At 68.7% G+C, this 21,672-nt stretch carries 18 protein-coding genes and 1 tRNA gene; 4 read left to right on the top strand and 15 right to left on the bottom strand.

The window, feature by feature from the left end; translation table 11 throughout:
• The first annotated feature begins 138 nt into the window (after positions 1-138).
• The 3 genes from AC1VNM_RS13740 to AC1VNM_RS13750 are packed head-to-tail and all read left to right on the top strand — an operon-like array spanning position 139 to position 4,242.
• The gene (locus tag AC1VNM_RS13740; RefSeq protein ID WP_483107286.1) at positions 139-1,494 is read left to right on the top strand and encodes an amidase; all 1,356 of its coding nucleotides are present in this window, start codon (positions 139-141) and stop codon (positions 1,492-1,494) included.
• 1 nt (position 1,495) lies between these two features.
• Complete coding sequence (locus tag AC1VNM_RS13745) at positions 1,496-2,701, top strand: FAD-dependent oxidoreductase (RefSeq protein WP_483107287.1); 1,206 nt, start codon at positions 1,496-1,498, stop codon at positions 2,699-2,701.
• 26 nt (positions 2,702-2,727) lie between these two features.
• Positions 2,728-4,242 (top strand): NAD(P)H-hydrate dehydratase, encoded by a 1,515-nt coding sequence (locus AC1VNM_RS13750; RefSeq protein ID WP_483107288.1) that lies wholly within the window; start codon positions 2,728-2,730, stop codon positions 4,240-4,242.
• 103 nt (positions 4,243-4,345) lie between these two features.
• Here AC1VNM_RS13750 and rnr read toward each other — a convergent pair whose 3' ends face one another.
• A complete protein-coding gene (rnr, locus tag AC1VNM_RS13755; RefSeq protein WP_483107289.1) occupies positions 4,346-6,754 on the bottom strand; it encodes a ribonuclease R in 2,409 nt (802 codons plus the stop codon).
• 183 nt (positions 6,755-6,937) lie between these two features.
• Between rnr and AC1VNM_RS13760 the strand changes: the two genes are divergently transcribed.
• Positions 6,938-7,022: transfer RNA gene (locus tag AC1VNM_RS13760), tRNA-Leu, on the top strand.
• 199 nt (positions 7,023-7,221) lie between these two features.
• Here the strand turns inward: AC1VNM_RS13760 and AC1VNM_RS13765 are convergent.
• The 14 genes from AC1VNM_RS13765 to AC1VNM_RS13830 all read right to left on the bottom strand — a co-directional run bounded on the left by AC1VNM_RS13765 (position 7,222) and on the right by AC1VNM_RS13830 (position 21,672).
• Positions 7,222-7,743, bottom strand: a complete 522-nt coding sequence (locus AC1VNM_RS13765) for a phosphoribosyltransferase (protein WP_067275520.1) — start codon at positions 7,741-7,743, stop codon at positions 7,222-7,224.
• 72 nt (positions 7,744-7,815) lie between these two features.
• On the bottom strand, positions 7,816-9,153 hold the full coding sequence (locus AC1VNM_RS13770) for an adenylosuccinate synthase (protein WP_377152668.1): 1,338 nt from the start codon (positions 9,151-9,153) through the stop codon (positions 7,816-7,818).
• Positions 9,154-9,205: 52 nt separating this feature from the next.
• Complete coding sequence (locus tag AC1VNM_RS13775; protein ID WP_483107290.1) at positions 9,206-10,369, bottom strand: ATP phosphoribosyltransferase regulatory subunit; 1,164 nt, start codon at positions 10,367-10,369, stop codon at positions 9,206-9,208.
• A gap of 174 nt (positions 10,370-10,543) precedes the next feature.
• Positions 10,544-10,729, bottom strand: a complete 186-nt coding sequence (locus AC1VNM_RS13780; RefSeq protein WP_483107291.1) for a DUF2065 domain-containing protein — start codon at positions 10,727-10,729, stop codon at positions 10,544-10,546.
• 89 nt (positions 10,730-10,818) lie between these two features.
• The gene (hflC, locus tag AC1VNM_RS13785; RefSeq protein WP_377152662.1) at positions 10,819-11,718 is read right to left on the bottom strand and encodes a protease modulator HflC; all 900 of its coding nucleotides are present in this window, start codon (positions 11,716-11,718) and stop codon (positions 10,819-10,821) included.
• A gap of 19 nt (positions 11,719-11,737) precedes the next feature.
• A complete protein-coding gene (gene hflK, locus AC1VNM_RS13790; protein ID WP_483107292.1) occupies positions 11,738-13,006 on the bottom strand; it encodes an FtsH protease activity modulator HflK in 1,269 nt (422 codons plus the stop codon).
• A 53-nt stretch (positions 13,007-13,059) separates the two neighbouring features.
• Positions 13,060-14,391 carry a GTPase HflX gene (hflX, locus tag AC1VNM_RS13795; RefSeq protein ID WP_377152658.1) on the bottom strand — a complete coding sequence of 444 codons (1,332 nt, stop codon included), beginning with the start codon at positions 14,389-14,391 and terminating at the stop codon, positions 13,060-13,062.
• Between the two features lie 6 nt (positions 14,392-14,397).
• Positions 14,398-14,640, bottom strand: a complete 243-nt coding sequence (gene hfq / locus AC1VNM_RS13800) for an RNA chaperone Hfq (protein ID WP_067275532.1) — start codon at positions 14,638-14,640, stop codon at positions 14,398-14,400.
• Positions 14,641-14,722: 82 nt separating this feature from the next.
• On the bottom strand, positions 14,723-16,069 hold the full coding sequence (gene der, locus AC1VNM_RS13805; RefSeq protein ID WP_377152656.1) for a ribosome biogenesis GTPase Der: 1,347 nt from the start codon (positions 16,067-16,069) through the stop codon (positions 14,723-14,725).
• A 1-nt stretch (position 16,070) separates the two neighbouring features.
• The gene (gene bamB / locus AC1VNM_RS13810; RefSeq protein WP_483107293.1) at positions 16,071-17,216 is read right to left on the bottom strand and encodes an outer membrane protein assembly factor BamB; all 1,146 of its coding nucleotides are present in this window, start codon (positions 17,214-17,216) and stop codon (positions 16,071-16,073) included.
• Positions 17,213-17,887, bottom strand: a complete 675-nt coding sequence (locus AC1VNM_RS13815) for a YfgM family protein (protein WP_483107294.1) — start codon at positions 17,885-17,887, stop codon at positions 17,213-17,215. The genes bamB and AC1VNM_RS13815 overlap by 4 nt, the downstream gene beginning before the upstream one ends.
• A 38-nt stretch (positions 17,888-17,925) precedes the next feature.
• On the bottom strand, positions 17,926-19,233 hold the full coding sequence (hisS, locus tag AC1VNM_RS13820; protein WP_483107295.1) for a histidine--tRNA ligase: 1,308 nt from the start codon (positions 19,231-19,233) through the stop codon (positions 17,926-17,928).
• Complete coding sequence (gene ispG / locus AC1VNM_RS13825; RefSeq protein ID WP_483107296.1) at positions 19,230-20,558, bottom strand: flavodoxin-dependent (E)-4-hydroxy-3-methylbut-2-enyl-diphosphate synthase; 1,329 nt, start codon at positions 20,556-20,558, stop codon at positions 19,230-19,232. The genes hisS and ispG overlap by 4 nt, the downstream gene beginning before the upstream one ends.
• Before the next feature lie 58 nt (positions 20,559-20,616).
• Entirely contained in the window at positions 20,617-21,672 is a 1,056-nt protein-coding gene (locus tag AC1VNM_RS13830) for a helix-turn-helix domain-containing protein (protein ID WP_483107297.1), read from the bottom strand.

Genomic DNA, 21,672 nt, shown 5'->3' on the forward strand with positions numbered 1-21,672 from the left:
CCGGACTCGCGAATTTGCGATCGATGGACAGGCCTTGAACAAGTCTGGGCCCCAACCACCTGCCGCGTTCTCCACCGGACTCCAGCCCCAACGGCTGGCTTATCCGGGAAAAACCCGACGAGTATAACCCGTTTTTGCATGCCGATCGACCTGACCGAGGCGCTCGCCTCCCTGCGTTTGGGCCGCCACGCCGCGCGCAGCCTGCTGGACGAGAGCCTGGCGCTTGCCGACGCCGCCGCGTGCGAGCACGTCTTCCTGCGCCGCTTCGATGAGGAGGCCCGCGCGGCGGCCGACGCCTCGGATGCCGCAGTGGCTCGCGGCGATCCCCGCCCGACGCTTGGCGGTCTGGCGGTGTCCGTCAAGGACCTGTTCGACGTCGCCGGGCAGCCGACGACCGCCGCCTCCGCCGCGATGGACGATGCTGCCCCCGCCGAACGCGATGCCCCGGTCGTCGCCCGGCTGCGCGCCGCAGGCGCCGCGCTGACCGGCCACACCAACCTGAGTGAGTTCGCCTTCTCCGGCGTCGGGATCAATCCGCATCACGGCACGCCCCGGAATCCGGTGACACACGCGATCGACGGCCTGGCGCGCATTCCCGGCGGATCGACCTCCGGCGGTGCGGTCAGCGTCGCCACCGGCGCCGCGTGGGCGGCACTCGGTTCGGACACCGGCGGGTCGCTGCGCATCCCGGCCGCGCTGCAGGGACTGGTCGGCTTCAAGAGCACGGCGCGGCTGGTGCCGCTTGACGGGTGTGTCCCGCTGTCGCCTTCGCTGGACACGGCTGGCGCGATCACGCGCTCGGTGAGGGACGCCGCGCTGCTGCACGCGGTGCTGAGCGGCGCACCGGCCGACCTCGATGAACGCCCCTTGTCGGCATGGCGTTTCGCGATCACGCCGGACTTCATGCAGGACGAGCTCGAGCCCGCGGTGGCCGCCGCATTCGAACGCGCGCTCGCGACGCTGCGCGCTGCCGGTGCCCGCATCGAGGAACGCGCGCTGCCCGCCCTGCCCCGTGTGGCGGAACTGCAAACGCAAGGCGGCATCACCGCGGCCGAGGCCTGGGCATGGCACCATGCGCGCCTCGCCGAACGCGGCGACCGCTATGACCCGCGCGTCGCGATGCGCATCCGCCGCGGCGAGGCCATCCTTCCCGCCGCCTACCAGGCGCTGCTCGACGCCCGCCGCCGCTGGATCCGCGACATGACGGCCGCCATGGGCGGCATCGACGCCTTCCTCAGCCCCACCGTTCCCCTCCAAGCCCCGGAGATCGCCCCCTTGCTGCACAGCGACGACCTGTTCCTTGCCACCAATGCACGCCTGCTGCGCAACACCGCCGTCGTGAACCTGCTCGACGGCTGCGCGATCTCGATCCCGTGCGAGCACCCCGGCGAACTGCCGGTCGGCCTGATGCTGTGGGCGCCCGCGCTGCGCGATGACGCGGTGCTGGGCGCCGCGTCGAGCGTCGAGGCGGCCCTCGCCGCGGGGATCCGCTGAAATGCGGATCGCCATCATCGGAGCCGGTCTGGCCGGCGTCACCAGCGCGTACGAACTCGCGCTGCAGGGCCATGAGGTCCATGTCTTCGAACGCGACACCAGCGTCGCCACCGGCGCGAGCTTCGCGCCGCCGGGGCTGATCGCGCCGGGCCTGATGGCCGCGCGGCCCGACACGCCGCTGGCGTGGCGCGGCAAGCCGGGCCAGCTCGGCTGGAAGTTCGCGCATTGGCGCGCCGGCCGCGCGCGCGGCGTGCAGGCGATGCCGGAAGCGCTGCATGCGCTGGCGCTGCGCGGCCAGGCCGTGATGGCGGTGTGGCGGCGCGAATTGAAGATGGACGTCGAGCGTGAAGCCGGCGTGCTGCTGCTGTGGCGCACCGCCAAGGACTACAAGAGCGCAGCACCGCTGCTGGCCCGGCTGCAGGAGCGGCAGGTGCCGCATCGCGAGCTCGACGCCGACGGTTGCCGCGCTCAGGAACCCGGCCTCAACGCCGAGACCGCGCTGCACGGCGGCATCCTGCTGACGCAGGACGAGGCGGCCAACGCCCGCCAGTTCAGCCAGGCGCTGAAGCTGGAGGCGCAGCGGCTCGGCGTGCAGTGGAACTTCAACACCGATGTGCTGCGCATCGAGCCCGGCAGCCAGCCGGCCGTGCACGTGGCCGCGGGCGAGCCGCTGCGGGCGGACGCGGTGCTGGTGTGCGCCGGCAAGGGCGCGGCGCCGCTGCTCGCCGCCCAAGGGCTGAAGCTGCCGTGGGGAACGGTGCACACGCACACGCTGACGGCGCCCTTGCGCATGCTGGAGGCGCACCCGGACCTGGGGCCGCGCGCGACCGTCATCGACATGGCGCTGGGCGTCAGCCTCACGCGACTCGGTCAACGCGTGCGCGTCGGTGGGGCGAACGAGCTGGGCGGCTCGTCGTCGCAGCCGGATGGCCAATCGATGGGCGCGCTGCACCAGGCTGCGCACGACTGGTTCCCGGGCGCCCTGCTCGCCGGCGGTCAGCAGCGCTGGAAGACCTCGCGCCTGCTGCTGCCCGACGAGCTGCCGCTGATCGGCGAGTCCGGCCTGCCCGGCGTGTGGTTGAACATCGGTCATGGCGAGCACGGCTGGACCATGGCCGGAGCCGCCGCGCAACTGTTGGCGGCCCGGCTCGCGAAGAAGGATCCGGGCATCGACGCCGCGTTGCTGGAACCGGCACGGCTCCAGTGAGCTGAGACGGGGATAGAGTCGGCGCCATGCTGCCGGTGCTGCCCACGTCCCACGACCGATCCCTTCACGACGCGCCGTCGAGCCGGCGCATCGAGGCGGCGGCGCTGTCGCTGCATCCGCCTCACACACTGATCGAGCGCGCCGGGCTTGCCGTGGCGCGTCTGGCCGTGGCACTCCGACCTTTCGGCCAGCACGCCGCGGTGTTCGCCGGTCCGGGCAACAACGGCGGCGACGGCCTCATCGCTGCCCGTCACCTGGCCGCACGTGGCTGGACGGTGGACGTGCTCCTGGTCGGACCGGAACCCTCGCCAGGCAGTGACGCCGCGCATGCGCTGGACACCGCCCGGAAAGCCGGCCTGCGCCTGCACGCCGATCTCCCACACATGCCCGGGTGGGCCGATGTCACCATCGACGCCCTCCTCGGCCTCGGCGCGAACCGCGCACCCGAAGGGCCCATCGCCTCGGCCATCCAGGCCATCGACACAATGCGCGATGCCGGTGCCACGGTGCTGGCCGTCGACGTTCCCAGCGGCATCGATGTCCGCACCGGCCAGCCATTGGGCGCCGATGTCGTGCGCGCGCATCACACGCTGACCTTCCTGACTCTCAAGTCCGGCCTGTTCACCGGAGAAGGCCGTGCGCTCGCGGGGCGTGTCTGGTTCGACGATTTCGACGTGCCCGTCGACGACAAGGGCGTCGGCGTGCTCTTCGGCGCCAGCCGCATCGCGCGCTGGCAAAGCGCGTTCGCGCGTTCCGCGGCCAGCCACAAGGGACGGCATGGCGACGTCGTCGTCCTGGGCGGCGCGCCGACGATGCGCGGCGCCGCGTGGCTTGCCGCGACCTCGGCGCTGGCCGCCGGCGCGGGGCGCGTGTACGCGGCACTGCCTGACGACGACGGCCAGCCGTGGCCCGCGCGACCGGAACTCATGCATTGGGATGCCGCGCGCTGGAGCGCTTCGCCGGACACCTGGCGGGACATCGTCGCCGTGTGCGGCTGTGGCGGCGGGATTGCGATCGCGTCGGCGTTGTCGAAGGCATTGCACGGCGCGACGCGCGTCGTGCTCGATGCCGACGCTCTGAACCTGGTGGCCGCCGACGAGACACTGCAGCATGCGCTACGCCGTCGCGCCGCGCACGGCTGGCCCACGATCCTGACGCCGCATCCGCTGGAAGCGGCGCGACTCCTGGGACTGCCGTCGGCGGCCGATGTGCAGGCCGATCGCCTGGACGCCGCGACGCAACTGGCGATGCGCTTCGCGGCGACCGTCGTGCTCAAGGGATCGGGCAGCATCGTGGTCACACCCAAGCGGCGCCTGTCGATCAATGGCACCGGCTCATCAGCGCTGGCCACCGCAGGCACGGGCGACGTGCTGGCCGGCTGGATCGGCGGACTCTGGGCGCAGTCGCCGGGCATCGCGCCGCACGACCTCGCCTGTGCCGCCGTGACCTGGCACGGCGCGGCGGCGGAAGGTCATGCGGGTCCCCTGCTCGCCGCCGACCTGATCGACGCGATGGCCGCGCTGCACAGCCCTTCCGCCTGAACGACGGCGAGCGCGTTCGTCAGAAACACCAAGGGCCTGGCATGACCAGGCCCTTCTTCATCGGAGGCTCGATCGCGAGGGACCGAAACCCGTCAGGCTGCGCTCATGCGCCGCGCTTGCGCCGCGTCGTCTTCGCCGCTGGCGCGCCACTGCCCTTCGCGGCGACCGACTTCGCCGCACTGCGCGCCGTGCGTTTGGCCGCCTGGACCGGATGCGTCGACGAGCCCTTCGTCGCGCGCTCCGACTTGCGGCGCTCGGCCTTCAGCACGCGGTCGGCCTGCTCGATGCGCTCGAGCGCGTCGACCGCTGTCGGCGGATCAGGCGGCGGCAGCGGCATCGGCTCCACCGTCGCGGCCGGAGCCGCAGCCGCCTCGCGGCGCGCACGGTGCTCGGCGCGCTTGTCCTGCTTCCTCGCGGGACCCTTGCCATCGCCGCCACGACGGTCGCCGAACTTGTCGCGATGGGCGCCGCGCAGCAGCCGCTGCTCGTCGCCGTCGCGCACCAGCCGGAAATCGATCTTGCGACCGTCCAGGTCGACACGGCTGACCTGAACCTGCACGCGCGCGCCGGTGGCGTAGCGGATGCCGGTGCGTTCGCCGCGGAGCTCCTGGCGGACCTCGTCGAAACGGAAGTACTCGCCGCCGAGTTCGGTGATGTGGATCAAACCTTCGACATACAGCGCGTCGAGCTGCACGAACAGGCCGAAGCTCGTCACCGCGCTCACCGTGCCGGCGAATTCCTCGCCGAGGTGGTCGCGCATGAAGCGGCACTTCAGCCAGGCTTCGACATCGCGCGAGGCCTCGTCGGCGCGACGCTCGTTCGCGCTGCAGTGCGCGCCGACGACTTCCCAGCGCTCCGACTCGGTCGACGCGGAGGCTGGGCTCGGCGCCTTCGAGGCAGGCTTGCCCGGCCGCTTGGGCATCGGGTTCGCGGCTTCCATCTTGTGCGCGTCGAGCGCGTACTTCTTCGATCCGAGCAGCGCCTTGATCACGCGGTGCACCAGCAGGTCCGGATAGCGACGGATCGGGCTGGTGAAGTGCGTGTAGGCCTGGTACGCGAGGCCGAAGTGGCCCGCGTTGGCCGGCGTGTAGATCGCCTGCTGCATCGAGCGCAGCAGCATCGTGTGGATCTGCTGGGCGTCGGGCCGGTCCTTGGTCGCCTGCGCGATCGCCTGGAACTCACCCGGCGACGGGTCGTCGCTGATCCCCATGCCGATGCCCAGCGCCCGCAGGTAGGCCTGCAGCGTGCCGCGCTTCTCGGGCGTCGGGCCCTCGTGGACGCGGTACAGCGACGCATGCTTGCCGCCGGCGATGAAATCCGCCGCGCAGACGTTGGCGGCGAGCATCGCCTCCTCGATCAGGCGGTGGGCCTCGTTGCGCGTGCGAGGCACGATCTTCTCGATGCGGCCGTTGTCGTCGCAGACGATCTGGGTCTCGGTGGTCTCGAAGTCGATCGCGCCGCGCTTGGCGCGTTGCGACAGCAGCGCGCGGTAGACCTCGTGCAGGTGCAGCAGGTGCGGCACCAGCGCCTTGCGCTTGTGGGCCTCGGGGCCGTGCGTGTTGCCCAGGATCGCCGCCACCTCGGTATAGGTGAAGCGCGCATGCGAGTTGATGACCGCCGGATAGAACTGATAGGCGTGCAGCTCGCCGGCCTCGCTGACCAGCATGTCGCAGACCATGGACAGGCGGTCCTGCTCCGGATTCAGCGAGCACAGACCGTTCGACAGCTTCTCCGGCAGCATCGGGATGACGCGTCTGGGGAAGTAGACCGAGGTCGCGCGCTCGTAGGCATCGCGATCCAGCGGTTCGCCGGGCTTCACGTAGTGGCTGACGTCGGCGATCGCGACCAGCAGTCGCCAGCCCTGGAACGCCGTCTTGCCCCGGCCCTGCTTGTGAGGCTCGCAGTAGACCGCGTCGTCGAAGTCGCGGGCGTCCTCGCCGTCGATCGTCACCAGCGCCACGTCGCGCAGGTCGATGCGATGCTTCATGTCGACCGCGCGGACCTTGTCGGGCAGCTTGGCCGCCTGCGCGAGCGTGTCGGCGCTGAAGGCGTGCGGGACCTCGTACTTGCGCACGGCGATCTCGATCTCCATGCCGGGGTCGTCGATCTCACCCAGCACTTCGGTCACGCGACCCACCGGCTGCGAATACAGCGACGGCGGCTCGGTCAGTTCGACGGCGACGATCTGCCCCGCGGTCGCGTTCGCGATCGCGTTCTTCGGGACCAGGATGTCCTGGCCGTAGCGCTTGTCTTCAGGGGCGACGAGCCAGATGCCGGACTCGAGCAGCAGCCGGCCGATGATCGGCTTCTTGCGGCGTTCGAGGATCTCCAGCACACGGCCTTCGGGACGATTGCGCTTGTCGTGGCGCACGATGCGCACCCGCAGGCGATCGCCGTGCATGACGGCGTGCATCTCCTGCGAGGACAGATAAACGTCCGGTTGACCATCGTCGGGCATCAGGAAACCGTGCCCGTCGCGGTGACCCTGCACCGTGCCTTCGATCTCCCCCATCAGCTGAGCGCCTTGGGCGCCCTGGGGGCTTGCATTCTTGAAGTTTTTGATAGTAGAATCCTTGTCTTTCCTGAAACGCAGAAGCTCTTTTGCGTTTCGAGAAACCGAGGGCTCAAGAATACTTCAAGAAGTTCTTCATGAAGTGGCTTGAGCTGGTTTCCCGAGAAGCTGGCTTCTGACCTTGCCCAGGTGGCGGAATTGGTAGACGCACTAGTTTCAGGTACTAGCGGGTAACTCCGTGGAGGTTCGAGTCCTCTCCTGGGCACCATATTCGAAAAGCCGGCTTCCAGCCGGCTTTTCTCATTCTGACGCCCAGGAAGTGATGTCCGGCGGACATCACGGGAGGACTCGAATGGTTTGGACCGTGAGGTCCAAACCGGGGTCGCGCTTGCGTGACCGAGTCCTCTCCTGCGATCACAGCGAGCGGCGCAAGCGAAAAGGGCTGACAGTTGTCAGCCCTTCGTTCATCAGATCGCGAATTTCTTCGCCAGCGCATCGGGGCGCAGCGCGTCGTAATCTTCGAACGGCTGATGAATCCACGGGCTGGTTTCCAGCATCTCGACGTAATAGTCCGGGGTGTACTCCGAAACGCTCTTCGTCCAGATCACTGCCGAACGCAGCTCGCTGATCGACGGCATGCCGCGCAGCCGTTCCACCACGGCCTTCAGCGTCACGCCAGAGTCCGCCAGGTCGTCCACCAGCAGCACGCGGCCAGCCAGTTCGCCCTTGGGCATGGTGATGTACTTGGCGATGTCCAGACGCCCCTGGATCGTGCCCGCTTCCGCGCGATACGAGCTGGTGGACATGATGCCCAGCGGCTTGTCGAACACGCGCGACAGCACGTCGCCGGGACGCATCCCGCCGCGCGCCAGACACAGGATCTGGTCGAACTCCCAGCCGGAGGCATGCACCTTCAGCGCCAGGCGTTCGATCAACAGGTGGTATTCATCCCACGACACGTACAGATGTTTGCCGTCGTCGGTCAACATGGGGGAGGCTCCTCAGCGATGGATGGGGTCAGGTCTGGATAAGACGGAAAACGACAGGGGCCGAGCGGTCGCTCAGTCCTTGAACGGATGCTGCAGCAGGATGGTGTGTTCGCGATCGGGGCCGGTGGACACCATGGCGATCGGCGCGCCGATCACCTCTTCCACGCGCTTCAGGTAGGCGATCGCGTTGGCCGGCAGTTGATCCCACTTCGTGATGCCGAAGGTCGACTCGGTCCAGCCGGGGAAGACTTCATAGACCGGCTTGCACGCGACGATCTCGTCGGCGTCCAGCGGCAGGATGTCGATCTGCTTGCCGTCGAGCTCATAGCCCACGCACATGTTGATCTCGGCCAGGCCGTCCAGCACGTCCAGCTTGGTCAGGCACAGGCCGGTGATGCCGTTGATGATGATCGAGCGCTTCAGCGCGGCCGCATCCAGCCAGCCGCAGCGGCGGGCGCGACCGGTGACGGTGCCGCGCTCCTGGCCGACCGTCGACAGGTGGTGACCCACGGTGCCCGGCGTCTCCCAGTCCAGCTCGGTCGGGAACGGACCGGAGCCCACGCGCGTCGCGTAGGCCTTCGTGATGCCCAGCATGTAATGCAGCATCTGCGGACCCACGCCGGCGCCCGCGGCGGCGTTGCCGGCCACGCAGTTGCTCGAGGTCACGTACGGATAGGTGCCGTGGTCGATGTCCAGCAGCGTGCCTTGCGCGCCTTCGAACAGGATGTTCTGACCGGCCTGATGCGCCTTGTGCAGCATGTAGCCGACGTCGGCCATCATCGGCCTGATCTGGTCGGCCAGCGACATCGCATGGTCGAAGATCGGCTGGAACTCCAGCGCCTTGCCGTTCAGGTAACCGGTCAGCGCGACGTTGTGCAGGTCGATCAGTTCCTTGAGCTTCTTCGCGAAACGATCCGGATGCTTCAGGTCCTGCACGCGCAGCGCGCGGCGGGCGACCTTGTCCTCATAGGCCGGGCCGATGCCCTTGCCGGTCGTGCCGATCTTGCCGCTGCCGCTGCTCTCGCGCAGCGCCTCGCGGGCGCGGTCGACCTCGACGTGGAAGGGCATGATCAGCGGGCAGGACTCGCTGATGTACAGGCGCGAACGCACCTCGACGCCGGCCTTCTCCAGGCGCTCGATCTCCGACAGCAGATGGGTCGGGTCCAGCACCACGCCGTTGCCGATGTAGCAGGCGACGCCGTCGCGCATGATGCCCGACGGGATCAGCTGCAGCGCCGTCTTCACGCCCTTGATGACCAGCGTGTGGCCGGCGTTGTGGCCGCCCTGGAAGCGCACCACGCCTTGCGCGTGGTCGGTCAGCCAGTCGACGACCTTGCCCTTGCCTTCGTCACCCCATTGGGTGCCGACGACCACCACATTGCGCCCGCGCGCGATCTCACTGCTTTGCATGTCGTTCATCCGATGATTTGGAGGTTGAGGGTGGAGGGGCGAATCGCGTCGCTCACAGCGATCGCAGCACCCATTGACCGCCGGACTGCACCAGCTCGCGGTCGCATTCGAATTCGTCGTTCTCTTGCTCGTGGCCCGGCAGGACGCAGACCACCGTCTCGCCCTGCTCGCGCAGACGGCGGACCGCCGCGCGCAGGTCGGGATCCTCGCCCCACGGGGCGCGCACCGCGGCCCGCAGCGACGTGGCGGGGATCAGTCCCACCAGCGTCTTCAGGTCCAGGCTGAAACCGACAGCGGGACGACGCCGGCCGAAGACCGCGCCGACCTCGTCGTAGCGGCCGCCGCGCAGCACCGCATCGCTGCCGCCTTCCGCATACAGCGCGAAGCGGACGCCGCTGTAGTAGCCGAAGCCCGGCAGGTCCGCCAGATCGACACCGATGCGAACGTCGGGATACGCCGCGCGCAGGTGATGGACCAGCCACTCCAGGTCGTCCAGCGCGGCCGTGACCAGCGCATTGACCGGCAGTGCGCGACGCGCGTCCGCCAGCACCTCGACGCCGCCATACAGGCGCAGCAGTGTCTGCAGCGCGGCGACGACGTCGTCCGGCAATTCATTGGAGAACGCCGCCACGCCGGCAGCGTCCTTGGCGGCCATCGCCGCCACCAGTGCGCTCAGACGGTCCTCGCCCAGCGCATGCTCGCCGAGCACGCCGCGCACCAGGCGTGCGTCGCCCAGGTCCAGCACCAGGCGCGTGACGCCGGCGCGTTGCATCGCATCGATGGCCAGTTCCTGCGCTTCGAGATCGGCTTCGAGACCGGCATGGCCGTAGATCTCGACGCCGAACTGGAGCGGCTCCCGCGTCGCGGTCAGGCCCTCGGCGCGCGTGTGCAGCACCGGGCCGCAGTAGCACAGACGCGTCACGCCGGCGCGGTTCAGCAGGTGGGCATCGATGCGGGCGACCTGTGGGGTCGTGTCCGCGCGCAGGCCCAGGCTGCGACCGGAGAGCTGGTCGACGAGCTTGAAGGTCTTGAGATCCAGCGCCTGGCCGGTGCCGGAAAGCAGCGAGTCGAGATGCTCCAGCATGGGAGGCATCACCAGCTCGCAACCGTAGGTCCGCGCCATGTCCAGCAATTCGCGCCGCAGTTCTTCGATGCGGCGAGCCTGGGAGGGCAGGACGTCAGCAATGTGCTCGGGCAGCAGCCAAGCAGAGGCCATGGACGTTCAGGGAGGGGGTTAAAAACGGCATTGTACCGGGGTCGCGACGCGCCTCGACCGCCGGAACCCTCAGGCGAGGGTCCGGCGCGGGTTCGTCAACGATCCAGCAAGGCTTCGTGACGGGCCGCGCAGCCCGCTCACCGTCTTGTGCACCGTGCTGCTGACCCGCAATGCTCAGAGCAAGATCAGCAGCAGGCCGCCGCACAACAGACTGGCCAGGCCGAGGAATCTCAGCTGTCCGTCGCTCATGGCCAACAGCTTCGAGAACAACTGGCGCCACGCGTCGGGATTCAGGAAAGGCAACAGCCCCTCCATGATCAGCAGCAGCGCCAGCCCCGCCAGCCACTTGTCGCCGTTCATGATGGGGCCGCCCTCCCCGGCTGCTGCCGGTCAGCCTGCTGACGAGGGCCGGTCGACCCGGAGGTCGTCAGGGCCAGCCCTTCCAGAACTCACTTCTTCGGCGCAGGCGCTGCCGGGGCGCCGGGGCCACCGTTGCGCATCGCGTTGAAGAAGGGGCTCGACGGGTCGAGCACCATCACATCGCTCTTGCCCTTGAACGACGCCTGGTAGGCATCGAGCGAGCGATAGAACTGCGCGAATTGAGGATCGCGGCTGAAGGCCTCCGAGTACAGCGCCGCCGCCTTGGCGTCGCCCTCGCCCTTGATCTTCTGCGCGTCGCTGTAGGCCTCGGCGGTGATCACGTCGCGCTGCTTGTCGGCATCGGCCTTGATCTTTTCGCCTTCGGCCGCGCCGGTGGAACGCTGCTCGTTGGCGGCGCGGGCGCGTTCCGTCTTCATCCGGTTGTAGACGGCCTCGGTGATGTTGGCCGCGAAGTCCACGCGCTTGACGCGCACGTCCACGATCTCGATGCCCAGCTCCTTGGCGGTGCCCTCCAGGCGCTTGCGGACATCCAGCATGACCTTCTCGCGCTCGGTGGCCAGCACGGCGGCCACGGTGCGCTTGGTCACCTCCTCGTTCATCGCGGAATTGACCACCGGGCTCAGTCTCGATTCGAGATTGCGCAGCTGGCTGCCGTTGTTGCGGATGAACTGCTTGGGATCGACGATGCGCCACTTGACCAGCCAGTCGACGACCAGGCTCTTCTTCTCGGCGGTGAAGATGGCGCGGGGCTCGGACGAGTCCAGCGTCTGGACGCGGCGGTCCAGGAAGACCACGTTCTGCAGCGGCGGCGGCAGCTTGAATTTCAGGCCGGGTTCGGCGATCACGTCCTTGATCTCGCCCAGCGAGTAGACGACCGCGTACTGACGCTGGTCGACGACGAACAAGGTCGAGCTGGCGATCATGAACAGGATCAGCAGACCGACGACGACGGAGACGATGCGATTCATTGTTGTGGGCTCCTGTCGATCAACGGCCGTCGCGGTCGCGGCTGCGCATGCTGTCGCGCGAGCGCGGATCGGTGCTCAGCGAGGGACTGGCCGTCGATGCATCGGCGGGCGCGACCGGGGTCGGCACGCTGGTCGTGACGGTCCCCGTCTGCTGCTGGATCAGCTTGTCCAGCGGCAGGTACAGCAGGTTGGAACCGCTCTTGTCCACCATCACCTTGGTGACCCGCGAATAGACCTGCTGCATCGCGTCGATGTAGAGGCGGTCGCGCGTGACGGCCGGCGCCTTCTGGTACTCGGCCAGCACGGACTTGAAGCGCTGCGCATCACCCTCGGCGTACGAGACGACCCGGGCGCGGTAGGCCTCGGCGTCTTCGCGCAGGCGGGCCGCCTGACCCTGGGCGCGAGGGATCACGTCGTTGGCGTAGGCCTCGCCCTCGTTCTTCAGGCGTTCGCGATCGGCGTTGGCGCGGAAGGCATCCTCGAAAGAGGCCTGCACCTGCTCCGGCGGTTGCACGCTGTTCAGGTTGACGGCGGAGATCTGGATCCCCGTCTTCAGCCGGTCCAGCTGCTGCTGGATCGACGTCTGCAGCTCGGTGGCGATCTGGTCGCGCTTCTCGTAGAGCACGGCATTCGCCTCGTTGCGACCGACGATCTCGCGCACGGCCGACTCCGACGCCAGCGTGACGGCCTCGTCGGTGTTGACGTTCTCGAACAGGTAGTCGCGCGAATCCTTCAGCCGGTACTGCACGGTGAAGCGCACGTCGATGATGTTCTCGTCCTGCGTCAGCATCGACGAATCGCGCAGGCCGGTGGCCTGGCCGACCGTGTTGCGACCGATCTCGACCGAGCGCAGCTGCGTCACCGAGACGACCTCGTGCGCCTGGAACGGATACGGGAAGCGGTACTGGATGCCGGCGTCCACCGTGCGGCTGTACTTGCCGAACGAGGTGACCACGCCCTGCTGACCTTCCTGCACGATGAACAGGCCGCTGGCCAGCCAGCCGAGCAGCACCACGCCGACCACCAGGCCGGCGCCGATACCGGCGCCGCGCATGTCGGGCTGGGGATTGCCACCACCGCCGGAGGGACCGTTGCCGTCATTGCCGCCGCGGCCGCCGAACAGCCGCGAGAGCTTGCGGTTGAAGTCGCGCCACAGCTCGTCCAGGTCTGGCGGGCCTTCGTTGCGGCCATTGCTCATCCAGAGCCCCAGCCGGCGGCGCAGGCTGCCGGCTCCACCCCGCGGGTCACGTCCACCACCGGCGACGGACATGCGATCGTCTTGATTCATACGCATCCTGATGAGGAAGTCTTGTTGCAAGTATCGGGCATTGGCGAAGGGCCTCAGCCTGTGCGTCCCTGCGGATGATCCTGCGGGTCCGAACGATCTTGGGGCGGGTCCTGAGGGTTCAAGTCGACATCGTCGGCATCGCTCCCATCCGCCTCTTCGACCCCTTCGCCCCTTTCGGCTTCGTCGCCGGCTTCGTCGTCGGCATCCGTCATGCCGCTGTATTCGGGCACCGGCGCGGCCTGCATCAGCGACGCGATCATCGTGCGCAGTTCGTCCAGGCCTTCGCCCTTGGCCGCGCTGACGAAGATCCGCGGCAGACGCTGTCCGCCGTGCTCGCCGCCGACGCGCGTCAGCCAGTCCTGCAGCTGGCGCGGACGCTGGTTGTCCTCCAGCAGATCGAGCTTGTTGTAGACGAGGATCTGCGGGATGTGCTGCGCGCCGATCTCGGCGAGCACCCGCTCCACCTCCTCCATCTGCTCGGTCAGCACCGGACTGGCGGCGTCGACGACATGCAGCAGCAGGTCGGCGTCGGCCGCCTCCTGCAGCGTGGCCTTGAACGCCTCGACCAGCTTGTGCGGCAGATCGCGGATGAAGCCGACGGTGTCGGACAACGAGACGCTGGTGCCGGCCTCCTCGAGGTACAGCGAGCGGGTCGTCGTGTCGAGCGTCGCGAAGAGCTGGTTGGCCGCGTAGGCCCGCGCCTTGGTCAGCGCATTGAACAGCGTGCTCTTGCCGGCGTTGGTGTAGCCCACCAGCGAGACACGGAACACGCCGTTGCGCGCACGGGCGCGACGCTGCGTGGCGCGCTGCTTCTGGACCTTCTTGAGCCGCTCCTTGATCGACTTGATGCGGTCGTCGATCATCCGGCGGTCCAGCTCGATCTGGCGCTCGCCGGGGCCGCCGCGCATGCCGATGCCGCCGCTCTGGCGTTCCAGATGGCTCCAACGGCGCACCAGGCGCGTGGCGAGGTACTGCAGCCGCGCGAGCTCCACCTGCAGCTTGCCCTCGAAGCTCTGTGCGCGGGCCGCGAAGATCTCCAGGATCAGCGCGGTGCGGTCGGCCACGGGCACGCCGAGGTGGCGTTCCAGATTGCGTTGCTGCGCGGGGGAGATCGCCTGGTCGAACAGCACGGTGTGGGCGCCGAGCGCCTGCACCATCAGCTTGATCTCGTCGGCCTTGCCGGAACCGATGAACAGCGCCGCGTCGGGCGCCTTGCGCCGCGCGACGACCCGCGCGACCGGGGTGTCACCGGCGGACTCGGCCAGCAGCGCGAGTTCGTCGAGGGTGGGGTCGAAGGCCTCGCCGCGGCCCAGATCGACCCCCACCAGAATGGCACGCGCCGCCTCGGGGGGCGGCGTCGAATGGGTGGGGTCTTGTGTGGTCAATCAGCTTCAGCTGGCGTCGTTGCTCTCGCCGGTGTGGAAGTTCACCGCACGGCCCGGCACCACCGTCGAGATGGCGTGCTTGTAGACCATCTGCGTGACCGTATTGCGCAGCAGCACCACGTACTGGTCAAAGGACTCGATGTGGCCCTGCAGCTTGATGCCGTTCACGAGGTAGATGCTCACAGGAACATGCTCCTTGCGCAGCAGGTTCAGGAAGGGATCTTGCAAGAGTTGTCCTTTGTTGCTCACGATATGCTCCGTGTTAGAGAGGGAGAGGTGTTGGAACCTCGCACCTTATCACAGCACCGGGTTTCCCCGGGCCGGCCCGTCCTCAGGTTTCGGCGAACGGGTTTTTCGAGGAACGCAGCTCGATCTTCATCGGCGTGCCCACCAGCTTGTAGTGGTCGCGGATGCGCCCTTCCAGATAACGCTTGTAGACGTCGCTGACGCCTTCGAGCGCATTGCCGTGGATGACGACGATCGGCGGATTCATCCCGCCCTGGTGGGCGTAGCGCAGCTTCGGACGCGAGATGCCCGAGCGCTGCGGCTGCTGATGCTGCACCGCTTCCTGGATCAGGCGCGTCAGCACCGGCGTCGTCATCTTGCGGTAGGCGGACGAATAGGCGTCCGCCAGCGCCTTCCACAGCGGGCCCAGGCCCTGCCGCTTCAGCGCGGAGATCTTCAGGATCGGCGCGAAACGCAGGAAGCCCAGGCGTGTCTGGATCTGGCGCTCGATGGTCTCGCGCTGGTAGCTGTCGATCGCGTCCCACTTGTTGATCGCGATGACGACCGCCCGGCCGCTGTCCAGCGCATAGCCGGCGATGTGCGCGTCCTGGTCGGTGACGCCCTGGGTCGCGTCGATCAGCAACAGCACGACGTTGGCGTCGGCGATCGCCTGCAGCGTCTTGACCACCGAGAACTTCTCGATCGCCTCGAAGACCTTGCCCTTGCGGCGCAGGCCGGCGGTGTCGATCAGCTTGAACTTCTGGCCGTTGTGCTCGAAGTCGACGCTGATGGCGTCGCGCGTCGTGCCGGGCATGTCGAAGGCGACCAGGCGCTCCTCGCCCAGCCAGGTGTTGATCAGCGTGCTCTTGCCGACGTTGGGACGGCCGGCGACCGCGAGGCGGATCGCCCGCTCGTCGTCGGGACCGGCACCCTCCGCGGGTTCCTCGTCCTCGACCGGCGCCTCGAAGCTGTCCAGCACCGCCTCGAGCAGCGAGCGGATGCCCTGCCCGTGCGCGGCGGAAACCGGATGCGGCTCGCCCATGCCGAGCTCATGGAACTCGGCCAGCAGCGGGCTGTCGCTCATGCCTTCGGCCTTGTTGACGGCGATGAAGACGCGCTTGTTGCACTGGCGCAGATAACGGCCGATGTCCAGGTCCTGGCCGGCGAGGCCGGTGCGGACGTCCAGCACGAAGATGACGGCATCCGCCTCGGCCACGGCCTGGCGGGTCTGCTTGGCCATCTCCTTGACGATGCCGGTGGTGCTGTCGGGCTCGAAGCCACCGGTGTCGATGACGATGAACTCGCGATCGCCCAGACGACCGTCGCCGTAATGGCGGTCGCGCGTGAGGCCGGCGAAGTCCGCGACGATGGCGTCGCGGCTCTTCGTCATCCGGTTGAACAGCGTGGACTTGCCCACGTTGGGGCGGCCCACCAGGGCGATCACAGGTTTCATATCAGTCTTGGCGCAGCGCGAACAGGCGTCCGCTGCGGGTGGCGATCAGCACCGTGCCGCCGAGCTGCACCGGCGCCGCGGCGATGCCGGAGCTGTCGGTCTGCAGGCGCTGCACGGTCAGACCCTTGTCCTTGGACAGGAAATGCACGTAGCCCTCGCTGTCGCCGACGATGACCGACTTGTCGGTCACCAGCGGCGCGCTGAGCTTGCGGTTCTGGAACTGGTCGGCGGTCCAGACGACGTCGCCGGTGCGGGTGCCCCAGGCCGTCAGGCGGTCGGAGGCGTCGCCGCCGACGACGATCGTCGAGTCGGCGCCCACGCCGCGCAGGCCGGCGTTGTTGCGGGTCCAGATCGTGTTGCCGCGTTCACCGTGGACGCAGGCGACCGCCGACTGGAACGCACGGGCGCAGAAGACGTCGTTGTCCCGGGCCAGCGGACCGACCAGATCGGCCAGGCGTTCGACTTCGTTGGTGCCGCGCGGGTTGGCGACGGTCGCTTCCCACATCAGCAGGCCACGGGTGGGGTCGATGCCCGCCAGGCGCGAGCCCTGCCCGACCAGCAGCGTGTTCTGGTAGGCACCGAGCACGCCGGCCTGCTGCAGCGTGAGCGGCTCGCCCGGACGGCGCAGCTCCCACAGGCGGCGGCCGTCGACGGCGTCGAAGGCCAGCACCGCGCGGTCCAGCGTCAGCACGAACACGCGCTCGCCGGCGACGAACGGCGACGTCACGACCGGGGTCGTCATCGTCTTGCGCCACAGAATCTTGTCGCCTTCGGTCACGACCAGTTCGTTGTCGCGCGTCACGGCCGCGGCAAAGCGGCCATCGCTGCCGACGCCCGCCGTCAGGCCCTTGCCGATGTCGGCGCGCCACAGCGTGGTGCCGTCATTCGCGGAGATCGCGCTGATGACGCCATCCGATCCGCCGACGACGAAGCGGTCGTTGACCGCCGTGATCGTCAGCGGGAACTTGACGCTGTCCACGCGCGCTTCCCAAGCCACGCGGGCCTGGAGCGACGGCGTGATGTTCTCCAGCGCCGCCGGCTTGGGCGCGGTGGAGCTGCTGAACAGCGAGCAGGCGCCCAGCGTCGCCGCGACCCCGCCCAGCAGCAGCGCCCGGGTCAGCCGACCGAGGGTCAGGTCGGCGTTCATTGAGTGGCTCCCGCAGCGGGCTCGTCACCGCCGACGGCCACGCCCAGGCTGGCCAGCTTCACTTCGAGCAGGCGGCGATAGTCGAGCTGCTTGTCCAGCCCGTCGTAAGCCTTCTTGAACTCGGTCTTGGCGACGTCCGGCTTGTTCTGCAGCAGCGCCAGATCGCCGCGGCGGTCGGCCACCAGGGCGGCGAAGTCCGCGCTCTTGACGCTGTCCAGCGTCTTGCCGGCTTCGTCGAACTGCTTGGCGTCCATCTGCAGCGCGGCCAGGCGCAGGCGCGCCAGATCGCGGTAGGCATCGCCCTTGGCGTTGGCGGCGGCCCAGGTCAGGGTGACGCGCGCGTCGTCGGCCTTTTCCTTGTCCAGCTGCAGCTTGGCGGTCAGCAGTGCGGCCTGCGCGGCGTACCCGGTGCCGGCATAGTCCTGCTTCAGGTTGCCGAAGACGGCGACGCTCTTGCCCAGGTCGGCGGCCTGCGTCGCACGCTGCAGCTCACCGAACATCGCGGCGGCCTTGGCGGCTTCCGTGCGCTGCCAGTAGTTCCAGCCGGTCCAGCCGGCGTAAGCCACCAGCGCCAGCGTCAACAGCCAGGTGATCGGATTGCCCCAGCGCTTCCAGAACGCCTTGAGCTGCTCCAGCTGTTCCTGTTCTTCGAGATCGAGATGAGACGCCATGTGCGAGTGAGGGTCCGGGTTGAAATTCGAGGTCGCGATTATGCGGTGCGCAGGTCGGCCGCCCATGCAGCGACCGTGTTAAGCGGGCGTGTCACCTGTTCGCCGTCGCCGCGCAGCGGCTTGACGGCGACTTCGCCGCGGGCGAGTTCGTCGGGACCGAACACCAGCGCGAAGCGCGCGCCCGAGGCGTCGGCCTTCTTGAACTGCGACTTGAACGAGCCGCCGCCAGCGTGCATCTGCACCGCGACGCCTTCGGCGCGCAGCGCCTCCAGCACGGGGATGGCCTGCGGCAGCACGGCCACGTCCGGCAGGATCGCGTAGACGTCCGGGGCCGACGACGGCACCGGCAGGCCGAGCTCGTCGATCAGCAGCAGCAGACGCTCGATGCCCAGGCCGAAGCCCACCGCCGGTGTCGGCTTGCCGCCAAGCTGCTCGAACAGGCCGTCGTAGCGACCGCCGCCGCAGACCGTGCCCTGGGAACCGAGCTGGTCGGTCACCCATTCGAAGACGGTCAGGTTGTAGTAGTCCATGCCGCGCACCAGGCGCGTGTTGATGCGGTACTCCAGGCCGGCGGCGTCGAGGATCGCGCGCACGGCGTTGAAGTGCGCCAGCGTCTCTTCGCCGAGGAAATCCATCAGCTTGGGCGCGGATTCGACCACCGGCTGCATGGCCGGATTCTTCGTGTCGAGGATGCGCAGCGGATTGGTGTGCAGGCGGCGCTTGCCGTCTTCATCGAGCTTGTCGGCGTGCGCCTCGAAGTGGGCGATCAGCGCGGCGCGGTGCGCGGCGCGCTCCTCCGGCTGGCCCAGCGAGTTGAGCTCCAGCCGCACGTGCTCGCCGACGACCAGACCCAGCTCCTGCCACAGGCGGCGGACCATCAGGATGATCTCGGCGTCCACGTCCGGGCCGGCGAAGCCCAGCGCCTCGACGTCCAGCTGGTTGAACTGGCGGTAGCGGCCCTTCTGCGGCCTCTCGTGGCGGAACATCGGGCCCAGCGTCCACAGGCGCAGCGGGCCGTTGTACAGCGCGTTGTGCTCGACCATCGCGCGGACGATGCCGGCGGTGGCTTCCGGGCGCAGCGTCAGCTGGTCGCCGTTCATGCTGTCGGTGAAGGAGTACATCTCCTTCTCGACGATGTCGGTCACCTCGCCCAGGCCGCGCACGAACAGCGCGGTCGGCTCGACGATGGGGGTCAGCATGTACTGGTAGCCGTAGCGCTGCAGCACGCCGCGCAGCGTGGTCTCGAACCAGCTCCACAGCTGGCTGCTCGGCAGCTTGTCCTTGCGGTCGACGCTGGCCGGGAGGATGTCGTTCATCCCCTTGACGGCCTGGATGTTCTTGCTCATGCGGTGGTGGTAGGCGCGCCGAAGCGCTTTTCAATGTAGGTCTCGACCAGGGCGTGGAACTCGCCGGCGATGTTGTCGCCGCGCAGGGTCAGCGCCTTCTCGCCGTCGATGAAGACGGGCGCGGCCGGCGCCTCGCCGTTGCCCGGCAGACTGATGCCGATGTCGGCATGCTTGCTCTCGCCGGGGCCGTTGACGATGCAGCCCATCACCGCGACCTTCATGGTCTCGACGCCGGGGTACTTCTCGCGCCAGACCGGCATCTGCGCGCGCAGGAAATCGTCGATCTGCTTGGCCAGTTCCTGGAAGGTGGTGCTGGTCGTGCGGCCGCAGCCGGGGCAGGCGGTCACGCTCGGGTTGAACGCGCGCAGGCCCAGCGACTGCAGGATCTCCAGCGCGACGACCACCTCCTGCGTGCGGGACTCGCCGGGTTGCGGCGTCAGCGAGACGCGGATCGTGTCGCCGATGCCTTCCTGCAGCAGCACCGACAGCGCCGCGGCCGAGGCCACCGTGCCCTTGGTGCCCATGCCGGCCTCGGTCAGGCCCAGGTGCAACGCGTAGTCGCAGCGCCTGCTCAGCGCGCGGTAGACCGAGATCAGGTCCTGCACGCCGCTGACCTTGCAGCTGATGATGATGTTGTCGGGGTTCATGCCCAGTTCACGGGCATACGACGCCGACGACAGCGCCGACTGGATCAGCGCCTGGTACATGACCTGCTTGCCGTCCCAGGGCGCGGCGCGCTTCGCGTTCTCGTCCATCATCTGGGCGAGCAGTTCCTGGTCCAGGCTGCCCCAGTTGACGCCGATGCGCACGACCTTGTCGTACTGCATCGCGGCCTCGATCATCTGGGCGAACTGGCGGTCCTTCTTGTCGCCCTTGCCGACGTTGCCCGGATTGATCCGGTACTTCGACAGCGCCCGCGCCATGGCCGGATGCTCGGTCAGCAGCCGGTGGCCGTTGTAGTGGAAGTCCCCGACCAGCGGCACGTCGATGCCCATGCGATCGAGCTGCTCGCGGATGTGCGGGACGGCGTCGGCGGCCTCGGCGTTGTTGACGGTGATGCGGACCAGCTCCGAGCCGGCCTGCGCCAGCTCCTTGACCTGGATCGCCGTCTCGATGACGTCGACGGTGTCGGTGTTGGTCATCGACTGCACGCGCACCGGCGCGTCGCCGCCGATGGTCACCACGCGGTTGCCCCAGCGCACCTGCGCCTGTCGCGAGCGGCGCGCGGAGGGCGCGGCGGCGGCGATCAGATCGGACAGATCGTTGGCTTCGGCGTTGGCTTCAGCTTTGGCTTCGGCGAAATCGGGAGTGGCTGGCTTGTCCATCTTGCGGCGCTCTTGCGAAAAGGGTACGGCTGGTACGGCGCCCGTTGGCTCGGGGTGTTCAGTTCAGTTCGAGGCGGGCGACGTTGTCGCGCGACCGGGCGGCGAGGTCCACCGTCTGGCCGCGGAACACCAGCTCCGTGCCGGACACATTGCCCACGCGCAGCTTCAGCGGCGCGACGCCATTGACGTCGACGAGATCGCCCGGACGCAACAGTCTGGACAACAGCACCTGGCCCTTGGCGTCGACGACCTCGACCCAGGACTCCGCGCTGGCGCGGACCTTCAGCGGCGAGGTGCCGGGCGCGGGGGCGCCAGCCTGGACCGGTTGGCCGGCGGACGCGGATGCGGTCGGGGCCTGGGCGGCGACATTCGGCGCAGGTGCCGTGGTCGCCGGTACGGTGGTGACCGGTGCCGTCGTCGCGGTGGCGCCTTGCGACGGCAGCGTCGACGTTCCGGCGGCGACCTGGCCGGCGGGCGCGGTCTCGGAGGCGCTCACCACGGGCGCTTCCACGTTGGTCGGCGGCGTTTCCGTCACGGCCGGCGGCGTGCCGGCGACGTTGTCCGGCCCGGGCGCCGTGGCGGCGGATTCGGTCGGCCGCAGGCGCTGCGTGACCTGATCGATCCAGCTCGACGGGATGGCATAGACGGCCACGGCGGCGATCAACAGCACGCCGATTCCGAGCACGGCCGGGCGCTTGAGCAGCTCCGTCGACAGCGCGGGCTCCTGGCTCACCGAGCGCTCGCGGAACGGCTGGTTCAGGCCCGGCGTCACGCGGTCGAGCGAGGCCTCGGCGCCGCCGCTCGGCAGCATCTTCAGCACTGGCTCGGCCTCGACTTTCAGCACGCGGCACATCGAGCGCGCCAGCGCCCGCGCGAAGGTCGCATCGGGCAGATCCTTGTAGCGATCGGCCTCCAGCGCTTCCAGCTTCGATTGCGGCACCTTCAGCGTCGCGGCCAGCGCGGCGATGTGCAAGCCGCGAGCTTCGCGCGCGCGACGCAGGGCCTCACCCGCGGTGACCGGGGCCAAGGCGGGAGCGGGTGCGTGCGTGGATGCCGGTGCGGAAGCGCCTGGCGCTTCCCCGTTCGTCGCCTCGTCGGCGGCCGTCGGAGTCAT

The sequence above is a fragment of the Mitsuaria sp. MSU3D genome (assembly GCF_056867975.1).

Coding starts and splice junctions, on each gene's coding strand:
- AC1VNM_RS13815 (WP_483107294.1), bottom strand. CDS start 17,887: ATGGCGTCTCATCTCGATCTCGAAGAACAGGAACAGCTGGAGCAGCTC.
- AC1VNM_RS13745 (WP_483107287.1), top strand. CDS start 1,496: ATGCGGATCGCCATCATCGGAGCCGGTCTGGCCGGCGTCACCAGCGCG.
- bamB (WP_483107293.1), bottom strand. CDS start 17,216: ATGAACGCCGACCTGACCCTCGGTCGGCTGACCCGGGCGCTGCTGCTG.
- der (WP_377152656.1), bottom strand. CDS start 16,069: ATGAAACCTGTGATCGCCCTGGTGGGCCGCCCCAACGTGGGCAAGTCC.
- AC1VNM_RS13740 (WP_483107286.1), top strand. CDS start 139: ATGCCGATCGACCTGACCGAGGCGCTCGCCTCCCTGCGTTTGGGCCGC.
- AC1VNM_RS13770 (WP_377152668.1), bottom strand. CDS start 9,153: ATGCAAAGCAGTGAGATCGCGCGCGGGCGCAATGTGGTGGTCGTCGGC.
- hflC (WP_377152662.1), bottom strand. CDS start 11,718: ATGAATCGCATCGTCTCCGTCGTCGTCGGTCTGCTGATCCTGTTCATG.
- AC1VNM_RS13750 (WP_483107288.1), top strand. CDS start 2,728: ATGCTGCCGGTGCTGCCCACGTCCCACGACCGATCCCTTCACGACGCG.
- hisS (WP_483107295.1), bottom strand. CDS start 19,233: ATGAGCAAGAACATCCAGGCCGTCAAGGGGATGAACGACATCCTCCCG.
- AC1VNM_RS13780 (WP_483107291.1), bottom strand. CDS start 10,729: ATGAACGGCGACAAGTGGCTGGCGGGGCTGGCGCTGCTGCTGATCATG.
- AC1VNM_RS13765 (WP_067275520.1), bottom strand. CDS start 7,743: ATGTTGACCGACGACGGCAAACATCTGTACGTGTCGTGGGATGAATAC.
- AC1VNM_RS13830 (WP_483107297.1), bottom strand. CDS start 21,672: ATGACTCCGACGGCCGCCGACGAGGCGACGAACGGGGAAGCGCCAGGC.
- rnr (WP_483107289.1), bottom strand. CDS start 6,754: ATGGGGGAGATCGAAGGCACGGTGCAGGGTCACCGCGACGGGCACGGT.
- hflK (WP_483107292.1), bottom strand. CDS start 13,006: ATGAATCAAGACGATCGCATGTCCGTCGCCGGTGGTGGACGTGACCCG.
- ispG (WP_483107296.1), bottom strand. CDS start 20,558: ATGGACAAGCCAGCCACTCCCGATTTCGCCGAAGCCAAAGCTGAAGCC.
- AC1VNM_RS13775 (WP_483107290.1), bottom strand. CDS start 10,369: ATGGCCTCTGCTTGGCTGCTGCCCGAGCACATTGCTGACGTCCTGCCC.